The sequence below is a fragment of the Brevibacillus laterosporus LMG 15441 genome (genome assembly GCF_000219535.2).
Classification (GTDB): Bacteria; Bacillota; Bacilli; order Brevibacillales; family Brevibacillaceae; genus Brevibacillus_B; species Brevibacillus_B halotolerans.
Genome location: NZ_CP007806.1, coordinates 4,436,712 through 4,459,608, shown reverse-complemented (window position 1 = coordinate 4,459,608; position 22,897 = coordinate 4,436,712). Strand labels below are relative to the sequence as shown.

The following is a 22,897-nucleotide window of genomic DNA, read 5'->3' as shown; positions in this document are numbered from 1 at the left end:
TAAAATAAAGAATATTTCAACTAAAGGAGGTTCTTTTATGATAAATAACAATATTCCCAGAGTGGGTGTAGGAGCCGCAATCATAGATGACAATAGACGAATCCTGCTTGTCTTACGCAAAAAAGCACCAGAAGCCGGGTGCTGGAGTCTACCTGGAGGTAAGGTGGACTATATGGAAACCATTGAAGATGCCGTGATACGTGAAATAAAAGAGGAGCTTAATATAGATATCGTCATTGACAGCCTATTGTGTGTGACCAATCATATTGTTCAAGCAGAAAATGTCCATTGGATTGCCCCAACTTTTATCGCCCATATCAGCAGCGGCGAGGTTCAAAATCTGGAGCCGCACGCTTTAGAGAAAGTAGAGTGGTTCCCTATCGACGAGTTGCCGGATAACATTACGATAACTACCACGTATGCTATTGATCAGTTAAAAAATCGCTAAAGACTTTTCACATGTTTTCACTCTGAATATGAGTAAGGATATCATCAAAAACTTGTACATAAGGAAAGGTGATGTCAGTTGAGCGTTTTTCAGATAATGATCGCGTTACATATCTTAGCAGAGCATGCATCTAATCTAGAACAAGCATAATTTTTTATATCATTCAATAAAAAAAGGGGCCTTGCTCGCTCAGATTGTTAATTTGAGGAGCAGGCCTTTTTCTAATAGAAAAGATGTAATGATAATAGCTGTATTATATAGACTATAATTTGAAGAAGATTACAACGTATTCTACGTTTGTAATCTGCCTATTTTTTTTGCTAAAAAACTCTTTATCTAAACGAAAGGTTTACCGAATTTATAGGTAACATTGAATAGACCCTCTGTATCAATTTGGAAATACCAGCGTTAAAGACATACTATCGAATCGACGAAAACAATTTTCAAGGGGGATATAATGAAGGTCCGGGAAGTTAGGCTAGAAGATAATTTTGGTGTTACAAAACGTCGATATATACTCCTTAATTTAGATAACCAATCCATCGTACCCTGTCATAAAATATTTAAAATACCTAGACAATCTTGGAAAAGCTGAGAATACCTTAAAATCCTATTGTTATCATCTGATGCTGTATTTCAAATTCCTTAATGAGGAAAGGAAGGTTTATGAAGATGTAAGTCTTGATTTATTAAGTGATTTCATTGGTTGGTTGAGGCATGTCCAGGAGGATTTGGCACCTTGCGAGGGCGGCTTCATTTGCTCGAGCAACTGATGGACAAATTTGTAAAAGCGAATGACACATACAGGCGTAAAAACAAATCCCCACACACGTTAGCTGGGCATGGGGATTTCCACATCGGTGAGCAATTTAAATGAAGGGCCACTTTCCACTCGGAAGGTGGCTCTTTTCTTGCGTTTTTTAAGGGTCCCCAAAAATAGGCTTATGCAGGAGGAGCCAATCAAGGATGATCTTTCATACATGTAGAGTATATTCGCTGAAGGGTATTCGTGTATTGGATAGCTTCACCCGTTCGGCAAAAGTTACTAAGTAGCATATTTGGATACTGGAGGTAGTAATTATGGATGATTTCCAAAACGAACTTAAAAAGTTGAAAGTTGACAAATTCCAGGGTGGAGATGTATCGCCTTGGGAAAATGAAAGTCAGCAAGATGCAATGCTAGTTCAGAGAAGATGCGGACGGTGTCACCGCTGCTCGTGCAGTTGTTCCTGTAGCTGCTCATGCAGTTGTTCGTGCAGTTGTTCCTGTAGCTGCGTTTGCCTCTTCATCAATTGCTTCCGATGCAGTCGTTGTTCCCGTTGCTTCTAGGGTCCTAAAGGCAACTTTGAGCTACCTGAGAAAAAGAGATAGCCCCTGCATAGTCAAGGTGTTTGGCTTGCAGGGGTTATCTCTTTAAAAGTTGAGGTATGAGGGACAAATAGCCATACATAAGATTACGGTGAAGGGTGCTTACGCGTCATTTTGGGAACGGCTAACGGTAAGGAGGAGTGACATGACACGATTAGACTCTTCTATGCGTCTGAAAGTGAAAAAGGATACTTTTTTTCTCCCTGATGCAAAGGGAAATGTGTATTTTCGGAATAATGTAGGCTCATTTCGTATGGAAGGAAATGGGGTTGATCAGTGGATTGAAAAACTGTTGCCGGTGTTTAACGGGGAGAACACGTTGGGCGAGCTGACGGACAGATTGCCGAAAGAATATCGGGATCGTGTGTTTGAAATCGCAGAAAATTTATTCCAAAATGGTTTTGTTCAGGATGTGAGCCAAGATCGTCCGCATCAGCTTACGGACAAGATTTGCAAAAGGTATGCTTCACAAATTGAATTTTTAAGTAATCTGGCTGATTCTGGTGCTTATCGTTTCATGTCTTATCGTCAGGCTAAAGTGCTAGCGATCGGCTCCGGTCCGATCTTTGTCTCATTAGTTGTGGCGTTGCTTGATTCCGGCTTGTCCAGGTTCCATATGCTGATCAATCGTTCGCTGCCGACGGATCGACAACGGATAGTGGAGCTGGCGTCTCATGCCCGCGAAACGGACCCCGAGGTAGCCATAGAGGAGCTTGCGCTACAGGCGGAGGTAGTAAATACTTGGCGCGAGGTTGTGCAGCCGTTTGATGCGATTTTGTACGTTTCTCAGGAGGGCAATGTAGAGGAACTGCGGGTTCTCCAAGCCGTTTGCAGGGAAGAGGGCAAGGTGCTGCTGCCAGCGATATGTCTACAGCAGGTGGGGGTAGCGGGACCGCTTGTGCATCCAGACTCCGAGGAATGTTGGGAGTCGGCGTGGCGCCGTATACACCAATCCGTTCTCTGCAAAGACGAAAAGCTGCACACGTTTTCCTCTACAGCGGGAGCGATGCTGGCAAATGTAATCGTGTTTGAATTGTTCAAGACCATTACGGCGGTGAACGAATCGGAACCGAAGAATAAGGTCTACCTTCTTGATCTGGAGACGTTGGAAGGAAACTGGCATTCGTTCATGTCTCACCCGTTGGTGACAGGAAAAACGAAAGTCAAATGGATAGAAGATATTGATGAACACCTCGAACAAAAAAAGGACTCAAGTGATTCGAACGGTCTGATCCCTTATTTCAGCACATTGACATCAGCAGAATCAGGGATTTTCCACATCTGGGAGGAGGGGAACTTAAAGCAGCTTCCATTGGCCCAGTGCCGAATTCAGGCAACTGACCCGCTGTCGGAGGGACCGGCCGAGCTGTTGCCGGAGATGGTGTGCACAGGGATGACGCATGAGGAGGCTCGGAAGGATGCGGGGCTGACCGGAATAGAAGCGTATGTATCGCGTATGGTTCCCACGTTCTTGACGGGACAAATGCTAGAGCCACATGATTTTGTCGGAGTCGGAGCGGGGGAGACCGCAGTGGAGGGTGTCAGCCGCGGGTTGCAAAAGTGTTTGTTCCAAGAACTGAGCACGCAGCATATGGATCAAAAACCTTCTGTTAATCAGGTGCAATTGAGTACGGTAGAAGATGAGTATTGCCGGTTTTATTTGCAAGCATTGATCACCATGCAAGGAACACCGAGGATCGGAGTGGGAGCAGAAGTGTTCGGTTTCCCTGCGGTGTGGGTCGGTACAGGTGAACGCTGGTATGGCAGTGTAGGTTTAAATGTGACCATGGCGTTGCGTAATTCGTTGCAGTATGCCTTGCTAGTGGCACAAAATCAGGCGGAATTTCGCATGCCGCTTGCGTTGTCCCGTGCATCCGTTCTTTTGGAAGAACAGGAGCAAAACAGTCTTGCGATTCCCGGACTAGACGAAAAAGCGCAAACAGAGATCTTGCAGTCCGCTCTACAGGTTTTGAAACGGAATCAGAAGCGGCTCTTCCTCTTGGATTTGGCGCAGGAGTCCTTTTTGAAAAAGGAACTGGCAGGAGTATATGGGGTTTTGCTGCGGGAGGAGGAGTCCCGGTGAGTTCAGTCGTTTTGGTTGTCGGAGAAGGGCTCTTGGCGGATCTCGTGTGCAAAGAATTGTCTGGTCCATACGAGGTCGTTCGTCAGACGGATTTGAAGGCCCAAATACCGAAAACAGCGGAAATAGCTCTGGTGTTGCACGATGCTTGGAATCCTTTCGTACATCGAGAGGCGGAAGCGGTGTTGCAAACATCTGGCATCCCTTGGCTGCGCGGTTTCGTTGCGTTTGGTGAAGGCGTGGTTGGGCCGCTGGTGCGTCCTGGTACGCCGGGGTGTTCGCAGTGTGCTGATCTGCGATATCTGATGGCGGGACGTGAGCGTCAAGAGATATGGGAGCTGCAACAACGGCTGGGCGAGCAAGCGAATATCTCACGTGATGCATGGGCATCGCACACGGGGCTTTTGCAGATGACTCACGTGCTCGTGGCAGAGGTACAGCGGGTGCTAACAGGCGAGCAAGCCCACTTGGAAGGTCGGTTATTTTTGATCAACCTGAAAATGTTAAGGAGTTCTCGCCACTTCATTCTGCCTGACCCGTCATGTGAGGTTTGCGGTCAGATGCCCGAAGATTCGGCGCTTGCAGCTCGCATATCACTAAAACCTAATCCGAAGATCAGCGCCGACAGTTACCGCTCTCGCTCCATGGACGATCTCAAGAAGGTTTTGGGTAAAGAGTATCTGGATTACCGAACAGGCTTTTTGAATAAAAAACTGCGTGATCTGGTGTCGCCGTTTGCCGATGTAAGTGTAAGTCTGCCGTTGTTCACTGGGGACGAGGGGACAGCAGGGCGGACGCATTCGTATGAGGATAGCGAGATGACAGCCATATTGGAGGGCTTGGAGCGGTACTGCGGAATTGCACCTCGCGGCAAGCGGACCGTGATCCGCGACAGTTTCCACAATCTTGCGGATCAAGCGCTCGATCCCGTCAAGGTAGGGCTACACACCGAGGAACAGCATGAGAGACCTGATTTTCCGTTCGTACGGTTTGATCCTGACCGACCAATGTATTGGGTATGGGGCTACTCGTTCTTGCAAGAGCGCTCGATTTTGGTTCCGGAGATGCTTGCCTATTACGGGATGGGTGATAAGGATTGCTTTGTGTTTGAAACTTCCAACGGATGCGCGTTGGGCGGCAGTCTGGAAGAGGCGATTTTCTACGCCATTTTGGAAGTGGTGGAGCGTGATTCATTCCTGATGACCTGGTATGGGGAGCTTCCTCTTCCTCGTATTGACCCCTTTTCGATTCACGATCAGGAATTGCACTTGATGCTCTACCGTTTGCAGGCGGTGGCCGGTTATGATGTCTATGTGTTTAACGCGACGATGGAGAATGGGATTCCCAGCGTTTGGACACTGGCGAAAAACAGAAAAGAAAAGGGAGTCAATCTGATCTGTGCGGGTGGCGCTCATCCGGACCCTGTGCGGGCGTTGAAAAGCTCAATCCACGAATTGGCCGCTATGCTATTGACATTGAACGAGAAGTTTGAGGCTAACCGTGAAGAGTATGTGCGTATGTTCCACGATCCGTTTCTGGTGAAAAAGATGGAGCATCATTCTATGCTGTACGCTTTGACGGAGGCGGAAGAGCGCCTGCAATTTTTGCTGAATGATCATCGTCCATTGCGAACGTTTGAAGAGGAATTCATACCGAAGCCAAAGTATGGCGACTTAACGGATGATTTGAAGTCCCTTCTTCAGACGTTCCGCCGATTGAATCTCGATGTGATCGTGGTGGATCAGACGACACCTGAAATCTTGCGGAACGGACTGCATTGCGTAAAAGTACTGATTCCGGGGATGCTGCCGATGACTTTCGGACATCACCTGACCCGCGTTAAAGGACTTGATCGGGTACTACAAGTGCCCATGGAGCTTGGGTATACGAAACAGCCGTTAACGTATGAACAGCTCAATCCACATCCGCATCCGTTTCCATAAATCGTGATAAGGAGGGAAAAGGATGAGGCTGGATACGTTTCTGCACACTCTTCATTTCGACATAGAAAAGGCAATACCACTTGACTTCGAGGTGGACTGGGAAGACGCACCCTTGCCATTTAAGCTCTACCGTGGCTTGCCTGTCATCCCGTTGTCTGCGGAAATACCGCTTATGCTGGAGGAGCGACAAGCGAGCACGAAACCAGATCTGCGAGAAATAAGTCATTTTCTCTGGTACGTATACGGTCTGACTCAATTCAGCGGGTCTGTCTTTGATCTGAATACGATGGAACAAGCTTTTGGACCGATACAATCGTACCGACGGTTTGTTCCGTCTGGCGGTGCGAGGTATCCAAACGAAATATACGTATATCTGAAGCTGGAAGGTGCCCATACCGGTATCTACCATTATGATGTCGCTCACCAGCGATTGGTTTTATTGCGTAAAGGAAATTTCGATGATTATATGGCTCGTGCTCTTGGCAATCGCTGTGATCTATCGACTTGTTTTGCGACCGTTTTTGTGACGACCATGTTTTGGAAAAATTTCTTTAAATACAATAACTTCGCCTATCGCCTGCAAGGTCTGGATGCTGGCGTGCTGATAGGGCAATTACTCGAAGTTTCGAAACGGTTTGGCTATGAATCGGGGGTATATTTCCAGTTTCTCGATCGTGCGCTTAACCATCTGCTGGGGCTGTCAGAACAGGAGGAGAGCGTCTATGCGGTCATCCCGCTGTCGGTGGAGCCGGGGAGTACGTGGTTTGGGAAAGGAAATGGCGCAAATGAAAGCGTCACGGCCGCTGAATTGTGTCGGGAGTTGCTAAAGGTAGAGCATAATCACTACGTACGGTCGCAGCGGGTTTTGCCATACCCGATGCTGATCCAAATGACCGAAGCGTCCCAACTGGAATCTCTACAATCGTTTCGGCGGTTTGAAGGAGCAAAGAACATTACCTATGAGGGTAACACAGTGGCACTCCCTCAAGTAGGGCGGTTCTTTTATGATCTGGGCTCGGTCTGCAGAAAACGAGTTTCGCCAGAAATGGGTTTTGTTTTAGGCAAGGTAAGCCAACAGCAATTGGCTACTTTATTACAAGAGGCGACTGCTTCCTTCCAATATCGAAACGATTTGGATGAGGACCAGGAGAATCGCCAACCCCGTGTCTTCCTGTATTGCTGTTTGTACAACGTAGAAGACATTCCGGATGGTGCCTACCGCTATGACAGTGAAGCTCATGCGTTGCGGCAGATACGTCTTGGCGATCATCGGCTTTACCTGCAACAAGGCATGAATCTGGACAATGTAAATCTGTTTCAGGTACCGCTCTGCTTTCATGTGGCAGGGGATAAAGATCACCTCAAAGCAGCACTGGGGTACAGAGGGTATCGCATCCAGCAGATGGAGGCGGGCATGCTCGTGCAACGTTTACTTTTGGCGGCTACTGCTCTCGGCATGGGCGGGCACCCACTGCTTGGCTATGACGTGGAGTCTTGTGATAATCTCAATCGGATGGATTCGCATGGAAAAACCAGCTTGATCCAGATTCCGGTTGGTCCCTATCGTCCGAGGTCCCGATTGGAGGGGGGGTTGCATGGCTAGGGGTGAATGAGAAGAAGCAAAAGGTTGTCGAGACATCACTCGGCAACCTTTTTTCTGCGACCGATAATATATGGAGCCGGGTTCGATAGTTGAAAAGTGGCAGACACAACAGAGGCAGTCTAGGACTTTATTTTCTCTTCTTAGTCCGCCGTTGCGGTTATTGAAGGTTTTAGGAATAAAATAGGCTCTGTGAGGAGCCTTTTCCTTTTTAAAGTACGCATTTTATACTTTATATACATGTATCCAACGTTTAAAGCGTTGGATACATGTAAGTTATTTTAAATTAGTCATTGATAAATGATGAAATCTGTATTTTTCATTCCTGTGTCAAGCTGGAATGTTTCTGCCTGCAATGTATAAATTCCCTGAACAGACTATTCCCTCTGATTATTCATGGTTGGTGTTTGCCCGTTTCTCTGAAGCTGTAATGGTACCATCCTCTGCAATGGTAACACCTGAAGAGATTGACTCGATCCGCTTGATCAATTGACGCGAATTTTCTTCATTCATCGGAACAGCCTGACCAAGCTCTGCGTGGTATGGGATCATTTTCAGTTCCTTAACGCCTTCCTTCGTCAGGGTAGCTTGTAGCAACATGGTTTCCCAGGTTTTCGGCTGTGTGGCGCGGGTAAAGATGAAATTTCCCATGCTGTATGCAACCCATTTTCCATCAAGCTGCTCAAAGCCTTGGAGAACATGAGGATGACCACCAACAATAAGATCTGCCCCTGCGCTCACAAGAGCTTTAGCCAATTCCTTTTGGTGCTCTACAGGAAAATCTACCTTTTCCTTTCCCCAATGAGCGATGACAATGACTAGATCAGCTTCCTTTTTGGCAGCTTGTACGGCCTCCACTGCCCGTTTAGGATCATACATTACCGCTAGGCCTGTCTTATTTTTGCTGGCATACCAGCTAATTTCCGGAACGACACGACTAAAGCCGAAGAATGCCATTTTAATCCCATTACGTTCTACAAAAACAGGGGAATAGGCACGATCAGCATTAACACCAGCTCCTACATACGCGATCTTCTCCTTGTCTAACGTGTACATCGTATCTAATAATCCGTCTTCTCCCTGATCCATCGAGTGATTGTTGGCTAGATTCACGAGATCAATCCCTGATTTCTTCATAGCCGTGACTGCTTCAGGCGATGATTTATAGACAAACTGCTTGTTTGCGGCCGGAGACCCTTTTTCGGTGATAGGAGTCTCCAAGTTGCCGATTGTGTAATCGTCGGCTAGGAATATATCTTTTACATGCGTAAAGGCATGATCATATCCTTTATCCTTTAATAAAGTCTCCACATGTCCAGACATCATGATATCGCCTGCAAACGTAAGACGAACATTGTCAGGTGTAGGTTTTGTTGAGTCTGAAGATGCGCCATTTTGAGAGGAGAAGAAGTTGTCAATTTTTTCGGGAAGATAGATACAAGCGACGATTAGGAGGCCTACTGTTAACAGAACAGTGTTTGCCAAGATAAGCAGGCGGAGTCGCTTACGCTGTTCTTGTTTCTTTTTGTTACGTCTGATTTGAAGACGACTCGGTTTTTGTTGAACCATTATTCACCTCAAAAACTAGATTTATCAATTTATAAGACGGTACAGCTAAGAAAAAGTGACAAATGTAGGATGGAGAATAGATTTGGGTCACTAAACCTTTATTCTAAGAAAAAATTTATCCGGAAGGGTTACAAATATCTTACAAAATCCTTCTCTCAAAACGAAAAAAAGAGGCTTATCGGTAGCCTCTTCTCAAGCATGCTAAATCATGCATTCCTACTAGTATTTTTTAAGCTAAGCATCCTTTTTTAATCGGGCATCTAAAACAAAGGTTCCAAATGGGATAACCGATGCTAGCACAGCACCTATCGCACGAATGAATGACCATCTTAACGCAAAAGTAGCATGAGCAATAGCGAATAGATAGAGAACAAACAGAACACCATGCAAGGGCCCGATCACTTGTACACCAATTGGCAGATCAGCATAATACTTTAGTGGCATCGCGATAAACAGCAGAAGTAAGAAGGAAAGACCTTCTAAAAAGCCAACCACACGAACACGTCCCAAAACGGTTTTTAGCATAGATGGATTCGACCCTCTCTTTCTAAAATATAAAGAATATAGCTATGACTTTCGATAATTAACACTATTTTATTACAGTTTACTTTCGAAAGTCCACGTCTTGTCTGGTCAATTTGTGAAAATTTGGTGATCGGAAGAATAAGATTCCCGATAAGAGCAACAGGATAAGGCAAATGCTAAATAAGATTTCGCCACCAAAGGTAAGCAACACAATTCCGCCTAAAAAAGGACCAAATGTGCGTGAAATATCCCAGTGAATGCCGTGTAAAGAGAAATAACGGCCGCGTTCCTCTGGAGGAGCGATCTCGGAAATGTACGTATGCAAGCGTGTTAGTCCGATGGTTTCTCCCACAGTCCAAGATAGTTGAACGAGGATAAGGACGAGCATGCTTTTAGAAAATCCGTAGGCGGCCGCGGTTACCATAAAGCATGAGCAGGATAACAGCATCACACGCTGAAAGGATAATCGTTCTGTAAGCTTGACTAATGGGAGCTGTAATATCACAGCTAAAATGGCTTTAATGGTTGAGAGAGTTGCAATAATAGATACATAGTTAACAAAGCTTTCTTGCAAATAGATACGGAAGCTAGTCTCCGTTTGAGCATAGAAAAAACTGATTGGTAGAGTGTAGATCATCAGCTTGAGTACATGTTTGTATCTCGTGATCAGTGCAGTCATTCGATGGAATGAGAAGTAACGATGCTTACCCGTTCCTTTAGAAGCATGGCTTACTCCAATGCGCTCGGAAGATCTGGTTTCTTTCTCCGCTGTTTCCGACACCTCTACCTGATCAGACGAGGAAGAGGGAGCAGTAGCTGAGACAGGAGCTGTTTCGGGCAATTTCCACCAGCATACAAGCATGTAGATAAATATGGATAACGCTTCTATACCAAATAGCCAGGTAGGATCATACTGGTATAGCAGCATTCCCCCAACAGGGCCTAACGCAAGACCAGTATAGCTAATGGTATTGAGTAATCCGAACACTTCCACGCGTTGACTCTCTGTTGTTACATCAGCAATTTGGGCACGTTGGGCAGGAACAAACAATGATTGTCCCGCTCCATGCAGCATGTACAGCAAGGCAAAGCTAAGTACCGAGTCAGCGAACATAAAACCTGCCATTGCTATACTTTGCATAATCAGAGCAAGTAACATCACGGGTTTACGGCCTAATCGATCGGTAATGCCGCCTCCGAGCAGTGTAACCATGATGTCGGTTAACGGCTGTAATCCGACTATAAGCATAGGTACTAGCACAGCACCATTTAATTTATCATGCAGATATAATAATAAAAATGGGGCAAGCATTGAGCCAGATAGGCTGGTTATGAATGCTCCAAACATTCTGATCCAGATGGTGATATGATAGCGGTGAGTCCAATTTTTTTTCAATGGATGACGTAATTTCATAACTTGATCCCCCTTTGTTTTGCTGATTGTATGGCATAAGGGAGACAAGAAAAAGAGAAGAAGAGAAAGCTCTACTTTTTCCTCTTTTCGTAAGGGGGAGACCCCGAATCATTTATATCAGGAGTCAATGATGAGAAATAGAGGTTGTAGTGGTCGTTGAACAAGGGAAAAGGAAGAGTCGATATGTATATCATAGATGATTTTGTTCGATTTCGAACGGAATTGATTCATATTCCATTAAAAGAGCCTATTTCGATTTCTCTTGAGCAAATTGCTACTCTGTTGTGCTGCACTACCCGGAATAGTAGGTTTATTTTGCAGAAATGGATTGCTCTTCAATGGATTGCATGGATACCTGGCAAAGGAAGGGGAAATCGTTCACAGCTTTCCTTTCTAGTTGAGCCAGATGAAATAGTAGTCAGCCATGCGCAACAGATGATTTATTCAGGACAGGTAGCAGAAGCACTGACCCTTATGCAAAAATATACGGTTACTCTGCCAAGGGCTAATGAACGATTCCAGCGATGGTTTCGAGGACAATTTGGATTACAGTGGGAACGGGAGCAAGAGCAAGGCAAACGGATCGAGACACTGCGTCTTCCTCTAGGTGAACCATTATCTGTAGTTGACCCTATCCACGCTTATTTACGCTCCGAGTGCCATATCAGTCAGCATATTTGTGAAACGTTGCTTCGCTATAATAAGACATCTGGAAGAATGGAATCTCACCTAGCCTACCATATCGAAAAGAATGAATCTGGGGATCGCTGGACGATTTTTTTACGCAAAGGAATCTTGTTTCACCACGGGCAGGAACTACTAGCAAGCGATGTCATTTATAGCTTTCATCGCTTAGCAAGGGAGAATTCTCCTTATCAATGGCTTACGCGAGAAATAAGTGAGATGATCGAGCGCGACGATCGAGTGATTGAAATAAGGCTTACAGGTCCTAATCATTTGTTTGATCGTTATCTAGGAAATGAGCATCTTGCCATTGTTCCAAGGGATTATGTAGAGCAGGTAGGTACCGATTTTGCTAGGATGCCGGTAGGAACGGGGCCGTTTAAACTTATTCGCAACGATGATGGCCTGGTCATACTTGAAGCCTTTGAAAGCTATTTCGGTTTTAGACCCCATCTGGATCGTGTGCAGTTTATTGCGTTGCAAAAAAAGACTGATGAAAACGAACAGATAACAACGTATGGTATGTGGTATGAAATGGATGAAGTAGTTAATGTAGAGCAAACAGGAGAGGGGGACAGCGGGGAGTGGCAAAGGGCAACGAGCGATGATTGGTGTGTTCAGTATCTAAGCTGCAATCAGCGAAAAACAGGACCTACGGCAAATCTTTCCTTTCGACAGGCGCTGCAACTGATTTTATCCCCCAAACAGATGCTGCACGAACTGGGAGGGGCACGCCATGAAGTAGCTACGTGCTTTGCTTCTTGGAAAAGAGATAGCTTACCGAAAGAAGAGAGCCAACGAGAATCTGAGCTGTGTCTTTTTGAGCATGTGCGTTTGTTACTACAACAAAGCAATTATCAAGGAGAATCTCTTCGTTTACATACTTTTACCGATCGAGATCATGTGGAAGATTGCGAATGGATTAAAGAGCAGTGTGCGATGTATGGGATAAGCATCGAAGTTCATTATTATGCGGTGAGTGAGTTACTGCGGCCTACCACTATTGAGCAGGCTGATTTGATTCATGATAGCGCCACAGTGGGCGATGATACCGAGCTGTCTTTATTAGAAGTTTTTTTATCATATAACAGTTTTATTTATTCTCATATGAAGGATGAGGATCGGCACAGCATTGACAGGGCGATTACTCACCTACAAAGCCTTCAATCGGGGATAGATCAACAGAAGGCAATCGCCGAAATCGAGCAAATGCTACAGAAACAGATAGCTTATCTGCCCCTTTACCGTAATCGGATAGGGTTAATGGTTGACCCGCGTCTGCACGGAATCAGAATTAATCGCCAAGGACATGTGGATTATCGTACATTGTGGTACAAGCATAGGAGTTAAGAGAATAGGTGATACAGAAAAGGAATGAAAAGTGACAGCATAATACCAACTGCTGTGACAACTAAGAAGCCTAACACAATATATAATATTTTTTCTACCACCCAAGGCAATCCAGAGTTTTGGCAGCCTTTTTTCTCTCGGAAAAATGTCATGAGAACGACAGCACTGGTAAAGATAATGGTATATCTCAGCACACGAAGGATGTATTCCATCCAAGTCAGATCTTGAGTAGTCATCCGACCAGAATATAGCGTGATTTCGCGCTTTTCAGGCACCAAGAGAATCATGATTGCTAAGCCAACAAGAAAGCCATATGTTGCACTTTTGACTAATTTATCTTCCATGAGGGAACCTCCTAGTCTCATTGCATCTATGACCATTTTAACAGTTTTTTCCTTGGGATTCATAGGAAAATGCGAAAAAGATCGTTTTTTGTAGAATTCGAAGTGGAAGCATCGAGGCTAGGAATGTATTATGGAGTGGACATTGTTTTTGAGGCAGTGCCTGAGAAGGAGGACTTACCGTGGCGAATTATGCCGACAGACGAATTTATTCCCCTTATATGATTTTTTCAAGGGAAGAGTGGAGGGGCCTGCGAAATGAAACGCCCTTATCCATCTGTGAAGAAGATTTAGCTGATCTAGAAGGGCTTAATGAGAAACTATCACTAGAGGAAATCAGTGAAATCTATCTGCCTCTCTCCAGGCTGTTAAATTTATATGTAGCAGCATCACAAGAGTTGTACAAGGCTGCCGATACTTTTCTGGGGAATCGTTCAGAAAAGGTACCGTTTATCATTGGAATTGCTGGTAGTGTCGCCGTTGGAAAAAGCACAGCAGCACGGGTGTTGTTATCCTTGTTGAAACGCTGGCCTAATCATCCAAAGGTGGAGCTGGTTACTACGGATGGCTTCCTTTATCCAAATGAGATTTTGGAAGAACGCGGGCTGATGAAACGTAAGGGCTTTCCGGAAAGCTATGATACAACAAAGCTGATCAATTTTTTAGCAGACGTAAAATCTGGCGTAAAAGAAGTGAGTTGTCCACTTTACTCCCACTTGACCTACAATATTTTGCATGATCAGGAGCAAATCGTTTCGCAGCCCGATATCTTGATTGTGGAAGGATTAAATGTCTTGCAGGTAGGACGTACGATGGATAATGAAAATATGCCTCAGGTGTTTGTCTCTGATTTCTTTGACTTCTCCATTTATGTGGATGCCGATGAAAAAGACATACGCGAGTGGTACTTGAATCGCTTTTTATTGCTAAGACAGACGGCCTTTCAGAAGCCGGCTTCTTATTTCCATCGATATGCGCAGCTATCGGATGAAGAAGCGCTGGATGTAGCAAATAACATCTGGCGGGAAATCAATGCAGTTAATTTACATAAAAATATTTTACCTACTCGTTATCGCGCTGATTTGATTTTGACGAAGGGAAAACAACATGCCATTAAACAGGTGATGCTACGAAAGCTGTGAGCTGACGCAGGTTTTGTCACAGAATATACAACTGTACGACATGACCTTACAATGATTGTCTTTTCCAAAAGTTATCAGTAAGATAAAAGAGGGACAGGTCTCTTACAAGAAACAGGGACTTTTTGTGTATGTACATAGGCGGAGCAAAGGCTCACGCTAAACCATAAGAAGGAGTTGTGTCACATGTCAGCCAATGAAGCATTGCTCACGTTGGAAGGATGGTTTACCTATCATGACTTCCGTAAAATGAACTGGGAAAAATGGAAAAAAGCATCTAGCGAAGAACGCCAAGCGGCTCTTGACGAACTAACTTCCCTCACGCGTGTATGGAATGATGCAGAATCCGAGACTGGTGGTAGCACGGCTGTTTATTCTGTACTTGGACATAAAGCCGATCTATGCTTTATCTTCTTACGCCCTACAATGGGTGAGCTTGATGAGTTAAAAACAGCGATCAATAAAACTCGCTTTGCAGATTATACAGAGACGGATTACTCCTACATCTCCGTGGTAGAGTTAAGCAACTATGTAAACAATCCTGGTCAAGACCCTAAAGCGAATCCGCATGTACGTGAGCGTTTGTATCCAATTCTACCAAAATGGAATCACTTCTGCTTCTATCCGATGAACAAAAAACGTGGAGAAAAAGACAATTGGTATTCCATGACAATGGACGAGCGTCGTGAATTGATGCAGACTCACGGATTGACTGGCCGTAAATATGCCGGTAAAATCAAGCAAATCATTGGCGGTTCTGTGGGCTATGACGATTGGGAATGGGGCGTTACCTTATTTGCTCATGACCCAATTGAATTGAAACACATTGTATATGAAATGAGATTCGATGAAGTAAGTGCTCGTTATGGTGAGTTCGGGACCTTCTTGGTCGGTAACTATCTAAATGAAGAAGCTCTACGAAAAATGTTTGCACTTTAAATAATGAATGTTCCTTTAAAAGAAACCGGTGAGCAAAGGCTTATCGGTTTTTTGCTTTTTTACCTTTTTGCACAATATCAGGTGGTCAGACCTGTTGGAATGGGGCAAACTGGTATATGATAGATACATAAGTGAACTGACAATCAATACGGCTCTAGCTAGAGCGATCATAGGCGGGGGACTAACCATGAGTATCAGTCAAGAAACACGTCAGGAAAAAGATTTTCTGGGAACAAAAGAGGTACCATTGCATGCTTATTATGGCATTCAAACGTTACGTGCTGTAGAGAATTTTCCGATCACAGGCTATCGTATTGATGGGGAGCTAATTAAAGCACTCGGCTATGTAAAAAAAGCCGCGGCTCTAGCCAATATGGAAGTAAAGCAGCTTTCTTCCAAATTAGGTGATCCAATTGTACAAGCTTCTCAGGAATTGATTGATGGCAAATGGCACGATCAATTTATCGTTGATCCTATTCAGGGTGGTGCCGGCACCTCTATCAATATGAACGCTAACGAAGTAATAGCAAACCGTGCATTGGAAATCATGGGTGCGGTGAAAGGCGACTATTTTTCCCTAAGCCCAAATACGCATGTAAACAAAGCGCAATCTACAAATGATGCGATTCCTACAGCCGTACATATTGCGGTTCTGCGTTTGATTAATCAGCTACTCGGTACTATGGAAGCGTTGCGAGATGCATTCATAGACAAGGCAAAGCAATTTGATCATATCATTAAAATGGGGCGCACTCATTTACAGGATGCTGTTCCGATTCGGATGGGCCAGGAATTCGAAGCATACAGCAGAGTATTAGATCGAGATATTAAACGAATTGGGCAGACTCGTCAGCACCTATATGAAGTAAACATGGGGGCAACAGCAGTAGGTACAGGGCTAAATGCCGATCCAATCTATATTGAGCGGGTCGTTAAAATTCTTGCAGAGCTGACCGAATTGCCATTGGTAAGCGCAGAAAATTTAGTCGATGCAACGCAAAATACTGATGCTTATACAGAGGTATCTGCGGCTCTGAAGGTCTGTATGATCAATATGTCTAAAATCGCTAACGACCTACGCTTACTGGCTTCCGGTCCTCGTGCTGGATTAGGTGAGATTAGCTTGCCTGCTCGTCAACCAGGCTCTTCCATTATGCCGGGGAAAGTAAATCCAGTAATGGCAGAGGTAGTGAATCAGGTAGCATTCCAAGTGATTGGGAATGATCATACGATTTGCTTAGCTTCTGAAGCGGGTCAATTAGAGCTGAACGTGATGGGGCCTGTACTTGTATTTAATCTGATTCAATCCTTGACCATTATGAATAATGTATTTACCGTATTCCAGAAAAACTGTCTGGAAGGTATTGAAGCAAATATAGAGCGGTGCCGCCAGTACGTAGAAAATAGCGTGGGCATTATTACTGCACTTAATCCGCATTTAGGTTATGAACCAGCAGCGCGTATTGCCAGAGAGGCAACCCTGACTGGTAGATCGGTACGTGAGCTGTGCCTAGACTACAATGTATTGACGGAAGAGGAGCTCGACATTATTTTAGACCCGTATGAAATGACGCATCCGGGAATAGCTGGGGCATCTCTTTTAGATCGCGAATAAAACGAAAAAGCAATATAATAAAAGTAACAACGCAACAATGAATGGGCGGTCAATTCCGATAAAAAACACGGAAATGATCGTCTATTTTTGTACTTGCCTAGAATAAAAGGACAAGGAGCGAGGCCAGATGCTTACTTTACAGCAAGCAGCAGCGGTACAGGCAACATTTGCTCACGAACTGATAACCGGAACAATGGTGCATGAAGCAGAGTTTTCGATACGTCAGCAACAGCTTCGAATGACAATTCGTCCTGAGCTTGCATTGGTGATATCACTCGATCGTTATCCTGATTTAGCAGTGAATCGGCCTGCTGGCTGGCGCCAAGAAATTGGACAAGAGTTACTCGTGGTATTGCATCAGGCTTTAGCTGTTCCTTTTGTATGGTGCTGGGTCTCAGAAGGTGTTATTGTCGTATTACTGGAGCTACTCGATGAGACAAAGAATAGGCAACAGCCTTTTGCTGATCAAAAGGCACGTCAGATTGCCTCTCAGATTGTTCAGCATGCTGATGAGAAAAGGATATCCGTCTCCATTGGCATGGGGGGCTTCTATGAAAATCCGCTGTATATGCAGCATTCCTATGAAGAGGCACAAATGGCTTTAAAGGATCGTTTTTTTCAAGGAAATCAGTTGATTTTGCCCATAAGAACGAAGCGAGATCGGGATAGCGGAAGCAGAAGAAATTCCTCTATACCTAGCAAAAATCGAGCAGATGTTATCGCAAGTGTGAGAATTGGCGATGAACACGCTACGCTAGAAGCCTTGCACAGGTTGCTTCAAGATAGGACGATGGTCGATCAGCAGGATGTGGAGAGCTTTCAATCGGAGGTCGTTGAAGTAATAACAGCTATGTCGAGAACGGTTCTGGAGCTAGGGGCAGATGCTTCCACTATTTTGGCGGAGAATGCACGATTTATTCAGGATCTCTATCAAACAATCCGCTATGACACTTTCCTGAAAAAAGTCGAGCGGTACAGCATACATTTGGTTCGGCAAGTAGAACAGCTAGGCATGAAAAAATATTCCCCTGTGATTAGAAGTGCTATTACGTATTTGAAGGAGCATCTGGGTGAAAAGATAGGATTGAAAGAAGTAGCACAAAATTGCTGTTTGAGTGTCTATCATTTTAGCCATCTTTTTCAACGAGAAACGGGATACAGCTTTCTTGAATACGTTCATCGCATGAAGCTGCAAAAGGCTGTTATCTATTTGGAAACAACAGATTTATCTATTAAGGAGATTGCCTTTGAACTAGGATTTGAGGATGCCAATTACTTTAGTCGCCTATTTAAAAAGCAAATGAACATGAGTCCGCGTGAATATCGTACAGCAAGATTGTGCTAGTTTTTCGCAAATTAGGCTAGATGCAACGTAAGCGCTTTCCGGTAAACTGAAATAAATAAACAGTTTTTTAGGAAAAGTCGCATAATTACAGACGGTGCTAGGCAACCATCCTAAGGGAAAGGGCTTTGATATCATCTGCTTCGATCCACTTAAAGGCTCATGGGAAGTGACGGTACGAGCTTTCCGAAATCAAAATATGTCCTTCTAAGCGGAATGTGCCCATCAATCGACAGTTAGCGAGCCCGTTGTGTTTGTAAGTCAATGTTTGCCTATACGAAAGGGGAATGTAGTATGACAACAACCAATAAAAGAGTAGTGCGAGCTCCGCGCGGCAATGAATTAAACGCGAAAGGCTGGGAACAGGAAGCGGCTTTGCGCATGCTGATGAATAACTTGGACCCAGAGGTTGCAGAATGCCCTGAGGATTTGGTTGTGTATGGAGGGATTGGTAAAGCTGCACGTAACTGGGCTAGTTTTGACAAAATTGTTGAATGCTTAAAAGAATTAGAAGCAGACGAGACATTGTTAATTCAATCGGGTAAACCAGTAGGAATATTCCGTACCCATTCTCAAGCCCCACGTGTGCTGTTATCGAACTCGGTGTTGGTTCCTGCTTTTGCAAATTGGGAGACATTCCGTGAATTAGATCAAAAAGGCCTGATGATGTACGGACAAATGACAGCAGGTAGCTGGATTTATATTGGAACACAAGGAATTTTGCAAGGTACGTATGAAACCTTTGCAGAAGCTGCACGCCAGCATAATCATGGCACGTTAAAAGGCACCATCACTCTAACAGCAGGCATGGGCGGCATGGGGGGAGCTCAACCATTAGCTGTTACGATGAATGAAGGTGTGGTCATCGCAGTTGATATTGACGCTGCTCGCATCCAACGCAGGATTGATACTCGTTACTGCGATGTGATGGTGCATGATTTAGATACAGCATGGCGGATGGCAACAGAAGCGAAGAACGAAGGCAGAGCCTTGGCCATTGGCTTGGTCGGTAATGCCGCAGAGATTTTTCCAGAGATGGTTGCACGTGGGCTAACGCCTGAATTCGTCACCGACCAGACCTCGGCACATGATCCTTTGAATGGATATGTACCCATCGGTTATGGATTAGAAGAGGCAAAATCATTAAGAGAGAGCGATTCAAATCAATACATTCAATTAGCAAAACGTTCAATGGCTACCCAAGTACGGGGCATGCTTGATTTACAAAAGGCAGGGTCGATCGTCTTTGATTACGGGAATAACATTCGTCAGGTTGCTTTTGATGAAGGGGTTGAGGATGCCTTTCAGTTTCCTGGATTTGTCCCAGCCTATATTCGCCCATTATTTTGTGAGGGCAAAGGGCCGTTTCGTTGGGCTGCTTTGTCAGGCGATCCACAGGATATTTATAAGACAGATGAGCTTGTGTTAAAGCTGTTCCCAGAGAACGAGCATCTCCGCCGTTGGATTACGATGGCCCAGGAAAGAGTAGCATTCCAAGGCTTGCCCGCCCGTATCTGCTGGTTAGGGTACGGAGAGCGTGTCAAAATGGGGCTTGCTATCAATGAAATGGTACGAAGCGGTGAGATTTCAGCACCAATCGTCATTGGACGAGATCACTTAGATTGTGGTTCTGTTGCTTCTCCAAATCGGGAGACAGAAGCAATGAAGGACGGCAGTGATGCAGTAGCAGATTGGGCTATTTTAAATGCGCTGGTCAATACCTCTGCGGGTGCAAGCTGGGTCTCCGTCCATCATGGCGGCGGTGTAGGAATGGGGTATTCCTTGCACGCAGGAATGGTAGTGGTCGCAGATGGTTCGTTGGAAGCAGAAGAACGACTGAAACGTGTACTTACAACCGATCCGGGCATGGGAGTTATTCGCCACGCTGACGCAGGCTATGAATTAGCCGTTAAAACAGCGAAAGAGCGTGGGGTTCGAGTACCGATGCTTGATATGTAAAAAGCAACGGAGTAAAGGGGAATAGGAGGAAAGCGTGATGTCGCAAATCGATTTGCTTGTTCATAATATCAAAGCACTCGTCACAATGGCTGGGCCAGCCGGGGCACGTTCTGGGGCTGAGATGAAAGAGATTGGATTAGTTCAAGACGGGGCAGTAGCCGTGGTAGATGGACGAATTGTGGCAGTTGGACGAGAAGAGGACGTGCAAAAACAAATCCAAGGGGCTGACATTTCTACAGAATGGGATGCAAAGGGAAAGCTAGTTACACCTGGATTAGTCGAGCCGCATACGCATTTGGTGCATGGGGGCTCTCGTGAGCATGAATTATCCCTTAAATTAAATGGGGCCAGCTATCTGGAAATTTTAGAAAAGGGCGGGGGAATCTTAAGTACGGTGCGAGCTACGCGTGCGGCTACTGAAGAGGAACTGTTTGTAAAGGCAAAGAAGAGCCTGGATCAAATGCTGCAATTCGGTGCAACTACCGTAGAAGCAAAAAGCGGCTATGGCCTTAGCGTGAAAGAAGAACTAAAACAGCTTCGGGTAACCAGTGCGTTACAAAAACTGCATCCAGTCGACTTAGTCTCTACTTTTATGGGGGCGCATGCAGTCCCCACCGAATATAAGGGACGAACAGATGAATATGTTGCTTTGGTTATTAACGAAATGCTACCTGAGGTAAAACGTTCTGGATTGGCTGAATTCTGTGACGTATTTTGCGAGCATGGGGTGTTTAGTGTAGAGCAATCGAGGGCTATTATGCAGGCAGCTCGTAAGCTTGGCTTTAGATTGAAGCTTCATGCAGATGAAATTGAACCGTTGGGGGGAGCAGAATTAGCCGCCGAGCTAGGCTGCATTTCTGCTGAGCATTTGTTAGCGGCAAGCGATGAGGGATTACTTGCGATGAAGGAAGCAGGTGTTGTAGCAGTCTGCTTGCCAGCAACCTCCTTTAATCTTCGACTGAGTAAGCATGCTCGCGCTAGAAAAATGATCGAGTTAGGTGTTCCTGTTGCCCTTTCCACTGATTACAATCCAGGCAGTTCACCTACAGAGTCATTGCAGCTTGTGATGACGCTAGGCTGCCTAAATCTGGGGCTGACACCAGAGGAGGTATTGACGGCCATGACGATCAATGCCGCTCATGCGATTGGACGTGCAGAACAGGTTGGAAGCCTTGAAGTGGGTAAACAGGCGGATTTGGTCATCTATGATGCGGATAATCTTGCATATCTGCCTTATCATTTTGGCATCAATCACGTCAAAACCGTTGTGAAAAATGGGCAGATTGTGGTGCAGGATGGGAAAGTGGCTTATGAGTAAAACGGAAAACACATAAAGCTTGAGAAAAAGACGTCAATTCTTGAAAAGGGATTGACGTCTTTTGGTAGTTCTTCCTTTCACTTTCATAGCGTGTGTAGGCAACGGAGTCCCAGCTATTATCCTTTTGAGTTCTTGCTAGCTTTCTATTTTTGTGAAATCCTCTTCCAATATTACTTTTAAAAAGGTTACTTATTTTCTATGTAATAGTCGGCATATATCAGCAAAGGTTACAAAATTGCCGAAATATATTTTTTATTCCAGAAAGGCTCAGCCCGAATTGTGAACATGTTAAGAGAAAGTGTTCACTCCTCTTATGAAATAGGCAATAGGAAACAGATAGAGAAGGATATATAATTTTACTTATATCTTTTTAACATAAAGGAGCGTTTCAGTGAAAAAACAAATTGCTTGGGTAACAGATAGTACGGCCTATATACCTGCTGACCTTCGGGAAAAGCACGATATTTATGTCGTGCCACTCGAAATTATTTTCTCCGACGGTACCTACCGAGATGGCCTCGATATGACGCCTGAGCAACTGTACGAAAAAATCGAGAAAACGCAAGAAGTTCCGAAGACCTCTCAACCCTCGCTGGGCAATTTTGTGGAGTTATATGAGACTCTCAAACAAAAATATGATTGTGCGATTGCTGTACATGTATCGAGTAAGCTAAGTGGAACACTTAATGCCAGCCAGAGTGCGGCCAAGTTGGCGGAGTTTCCAGTAGAGGTCGTAGATTCTAAAACGATGTCCTATCCCATTACACATATGATTCTGCAAGGAATGAAAATGGCAAAAACGGGAGCTACACCAGAGAAGATCGCAAGCTCGTTGCGTCTTATCGCTGAGAAAACGGAGAGCTACATCCTCCTCGGAAGTCTTGATCAATTTTATCGCGGGGGACGGATGAATGGAGTACAGTTTTTCATGGGTAATCTACTTCAGATCAAACCAATTCTGCGTATCAGAGATGGTATTTTTGAAGTCTATGAAAAAATTAGAACGGAAAACAAAGCGATTGTCCGCATGCTAGCACAGCTTGATCAAGCAATGCAGAAACAACAAATTAAGAATGTACAAATTCTACACGGGAATGTAATGGAAAAAGCTCAGGCTCTCAAAAAGCGAATAAAAGAGAAGTATCAGGATGTAGAAGTGATGATTGGACCTATTAGTTCCACGATTGGTGTGCATGCCGGGCAGGGAACAATAGCGCTATCATGGATTAATGAATAGTCTGAATACAGTATATTCATGAATAG

General features: G+C 44.8%; 18 protein-coding genes. 14 read left to right on the top strand and 4 right to left on the bottom strand.

Features of this window, described 5'->3' with window-relative positions; all coding sequences use genetic code 11:
* Nucleotides 1–37: 37 nt before the first annotated feature.
* From BRLA_RS19580 to BRLA_RS19565, 6 genes are all read left to right on the top strand, one after another.
* Nucleotides 38–448 (top strand): NUDIX hydrolase, encoded by a 411-nt coding sequence (locus BRLA_RS19580; RefSeq protein WP_003334674.1) that lies wholly within the window; start codon nt 38–40, stop codon nt 446–448.
* A 530-nt stretch (nt 449–978) separates the two neighbouring features.
* Complete coding sequence (locus BRLA_RS25355) at nt 979–1,221, top strand: site-specific integrase (RefSeq protein ID WP_369333523.1); 243 nt, start codon at nt 979–981, stop codon at nt 1,219–1,221.
* 307 nt (nt 1,222–1,528) lie between these two features.
* Nucleotides 1,529–1,777 carry a heterocycloanthracin/sonorensin family bacteriocin gene (locus tag BRLA_RS25350; RefSeq protein ID WP_081870830.1) on the top strand — a complete coding sequence of 83 codons (249 nt, stop codon included), beginning with the start codon at nt 1,529–1,531 and terminating at the stop codon, nt 1,775–1,777.
* A gap of 184 nt (nt 1,778–1,961) precedes the next feature.
* Nucleotides 1,962–3,899 carry a putative thiazole-containing bacteriocin maturation protein gene (locus BRLA_RS19575; protein WP_003334676.1) on the top strand — a complete coding sequence of 646 codons (1,938 nt, stop codon included), beginning with the start codon at nt 1,962–1,964 and terminating at the stop codon, nt 3,897–3,899.
* Nucleotides 3,896–5,839, top strand: coding sequence for a TOMM precursor leader peptide-binding protein (locus tag BRLA_RS19570; RefSeq protein WP_003334677.1), 1,944 nt, complete (start codon nt 3,896–3,898; stop codon nt 5,837–5,839). Before BRLA_RS19575 ends, BRLA_RS19570 begins: the two co-directional genes overlap by 4 nt.
* A 22-nt stretch (nt 5,840–5,861) precedes the next feature.
* Nucleotides 5,862–7,442, top strand: coding sequence for a SagB family peptide dehydrogenase (locus BRLA_RS19565; RefSeq protein WP_003334678.1), 1,581 nt, complete (start codon nt 5,862–5,864; stop codon nt 7,440–7,442).
* 387 nt (nt 7,443–7,829) lie between these two features.
* On the opposite strand, the gene BRLA_RS19560 is transcribed toward BRLA_RS19565, so the two are convergent.
* From BRLA_RS19560 to BRLA_RS19550, 3 genes are all read right to left on the bottom strand, one after another.
* A complete protein-coding gene (locus BRLA_RS19560) occupies nt 7,830–9,008 on the bottom strand; it encodes a CapA family protein (RefSeq protein WP_003334679.1) in 1,179 nt (392 codons plus the stop codon).
* A 234-nt stretch (nt 9,009–9,242) separates the two neighbouring features.
* Nucleotides 9,243–9,533, bottom strand: coding sequence for a DUF3817 domain-containing protein (locus tag BRLA_RS19555; protein ID WP_003334680.1), 291 nt, complete (start codon nt 9,531–9,533; stop codon nt 9,243–9,245).
* A gap of 79 nt (nt 9,534–9,612) precedes the next feature.
* Nucleotides 9,613–10,947: an MDR family MFS transporter gene (locus BRLA_RS19550; protein ID WP_003334681.1), complete on the bottom strand. Its 1,335-nt coding sequence runs from the start codon at nt 10,945–10,947 to the stop codon at nt 9,613–9,615.
* A 183-nt stretch (nt 10,948–11,130) separates the two neighbouring features.
* Here BRLA_RS19550 and BRLA_RS19545 point away from each other — a divergent pair, with 183 nt between their 5' ends.
* Nucleotides 11,131–12,981: an ABC transporter substrate-binding protein gene (locus BRLA_RS19545; RefSeq protein ID WP_003334682.1), complete on the top strand. Its 1,851-nt coding sequence runs from the start codon at nt 11,131–11,133 to the stop codon at nt 12,979–12,981.
* On the opposite strand, the gene BRLA_RS19540 is transcribed toward BRLA_RS19545, so the two are convergent.
* Nucleotides 12,978–13,325 carry a hypothetical protein gene (locus tag BRLA_RS19540; protein WP_003334683.1) on the bottom strand — a complete coding sequence of 116 codons (348 nt, stop codon included), beginning with the start codon at nt 13,323–13,325 and terminating at the stop codon, nt 12,978–12,980. The genes BRLA_RS19545 and BRLA_RS19540 overlap by 4 nt on opposite strands.
* 179 nt (nt 13,326–13,504) lie before the next feature.
* On the opposite strand from BRLA_RS19540, the gene coaA reads away from it, so the two are divergent.
* The 7 genes from coaA to BRLA_RS19505 all read left to right on the top strand — a co-directional run bounded on the left by coaA (nt 13,505) and on the right by BRLA_RS19505 (nt 22,871).
* On the top strand, nt 13,505–14,464 hold the full coding sequence (gene coaA / locus BRLA_RS19535; protein ID WP_003334684.1) for a type I pantothenate kinase: 960 nt from the start codon (nt 13,505–13,507) through the stop codon (nt 14,462–14,464).
* Between the two features lie 183 nt (nt 14,465–14,647).
* Entirely contained in the window at nt 14,648–15,400 is a 753-nt protein-coding gene (gene hemQ, locus BRLA_RS19530) for a hydrogen peroxide-dependent heme synthase (protein WP_003334685.1), read from the top strand.
* Nucleotides 15,401–15,587: 187 nt separating this feature from the next.
* A complete protein-coding gene (gene aspA / locus BRLA_RS19525) occupies nt 15,588–17,015 on the top strand; it encodes an aspartate ammonia-lyase (protein WP_003340776.1) in 1,428 nt (475 codons plus the stop codon).
* Nucleotides 17,016–17,142: 127 nt separating this feature from the next.
* On the top strand, nt 17,143–18,360 hold the full coding sequence (locus BRLA_RS19520; protein WP_003334688.1) for an AraC family transcriptional regulator: 1,218 nt from the start codon (nt 17,143–17,145) through the stop codon (nt 18,358–18,360).
* A gap of 291 nt (nt 18,361–18,651) precedes the next feature.
* Entirely contained in the window at nt 18,652–20,316 is a 1,665-nt protein-coding gene (gene hutU, locus BRLA_RS19515) for a urocanate hydratase (RefSeq protein ID WP_003334690.1), read from the top strand.
* Between the two features lie 37 nt (nt 20,317–20,353).
* Nucleotides 20,354–21,634 carry an imidazolonepropionase gene (hutI, locus tag BRLA_RS19510; RefSeq protein ID WP_003334691.1) on the top strand — a complete coding sequence of 427 codons (1,281 nt, stop codon included), beginning with the start codon at nt 20,354–20,356 and terminating at the stop codon, nt 21,632–21,634.
* A 391-nt stretch (nt 21,635–22,025) separates the two neighbouring features.
* Complete coding sequence (locus tag BRLA_RS19505; RefSeq protein ID WP_003334692.1) at nt 22,026–22,871, top strand: DegV family protein; 846 nt, start codon at nt 22,026–22,028, stop codon at nt 22,869–22,871.
* The last annotated feature ends 26 nt before the right edge of the window (nt 22,872–22,897 follow it).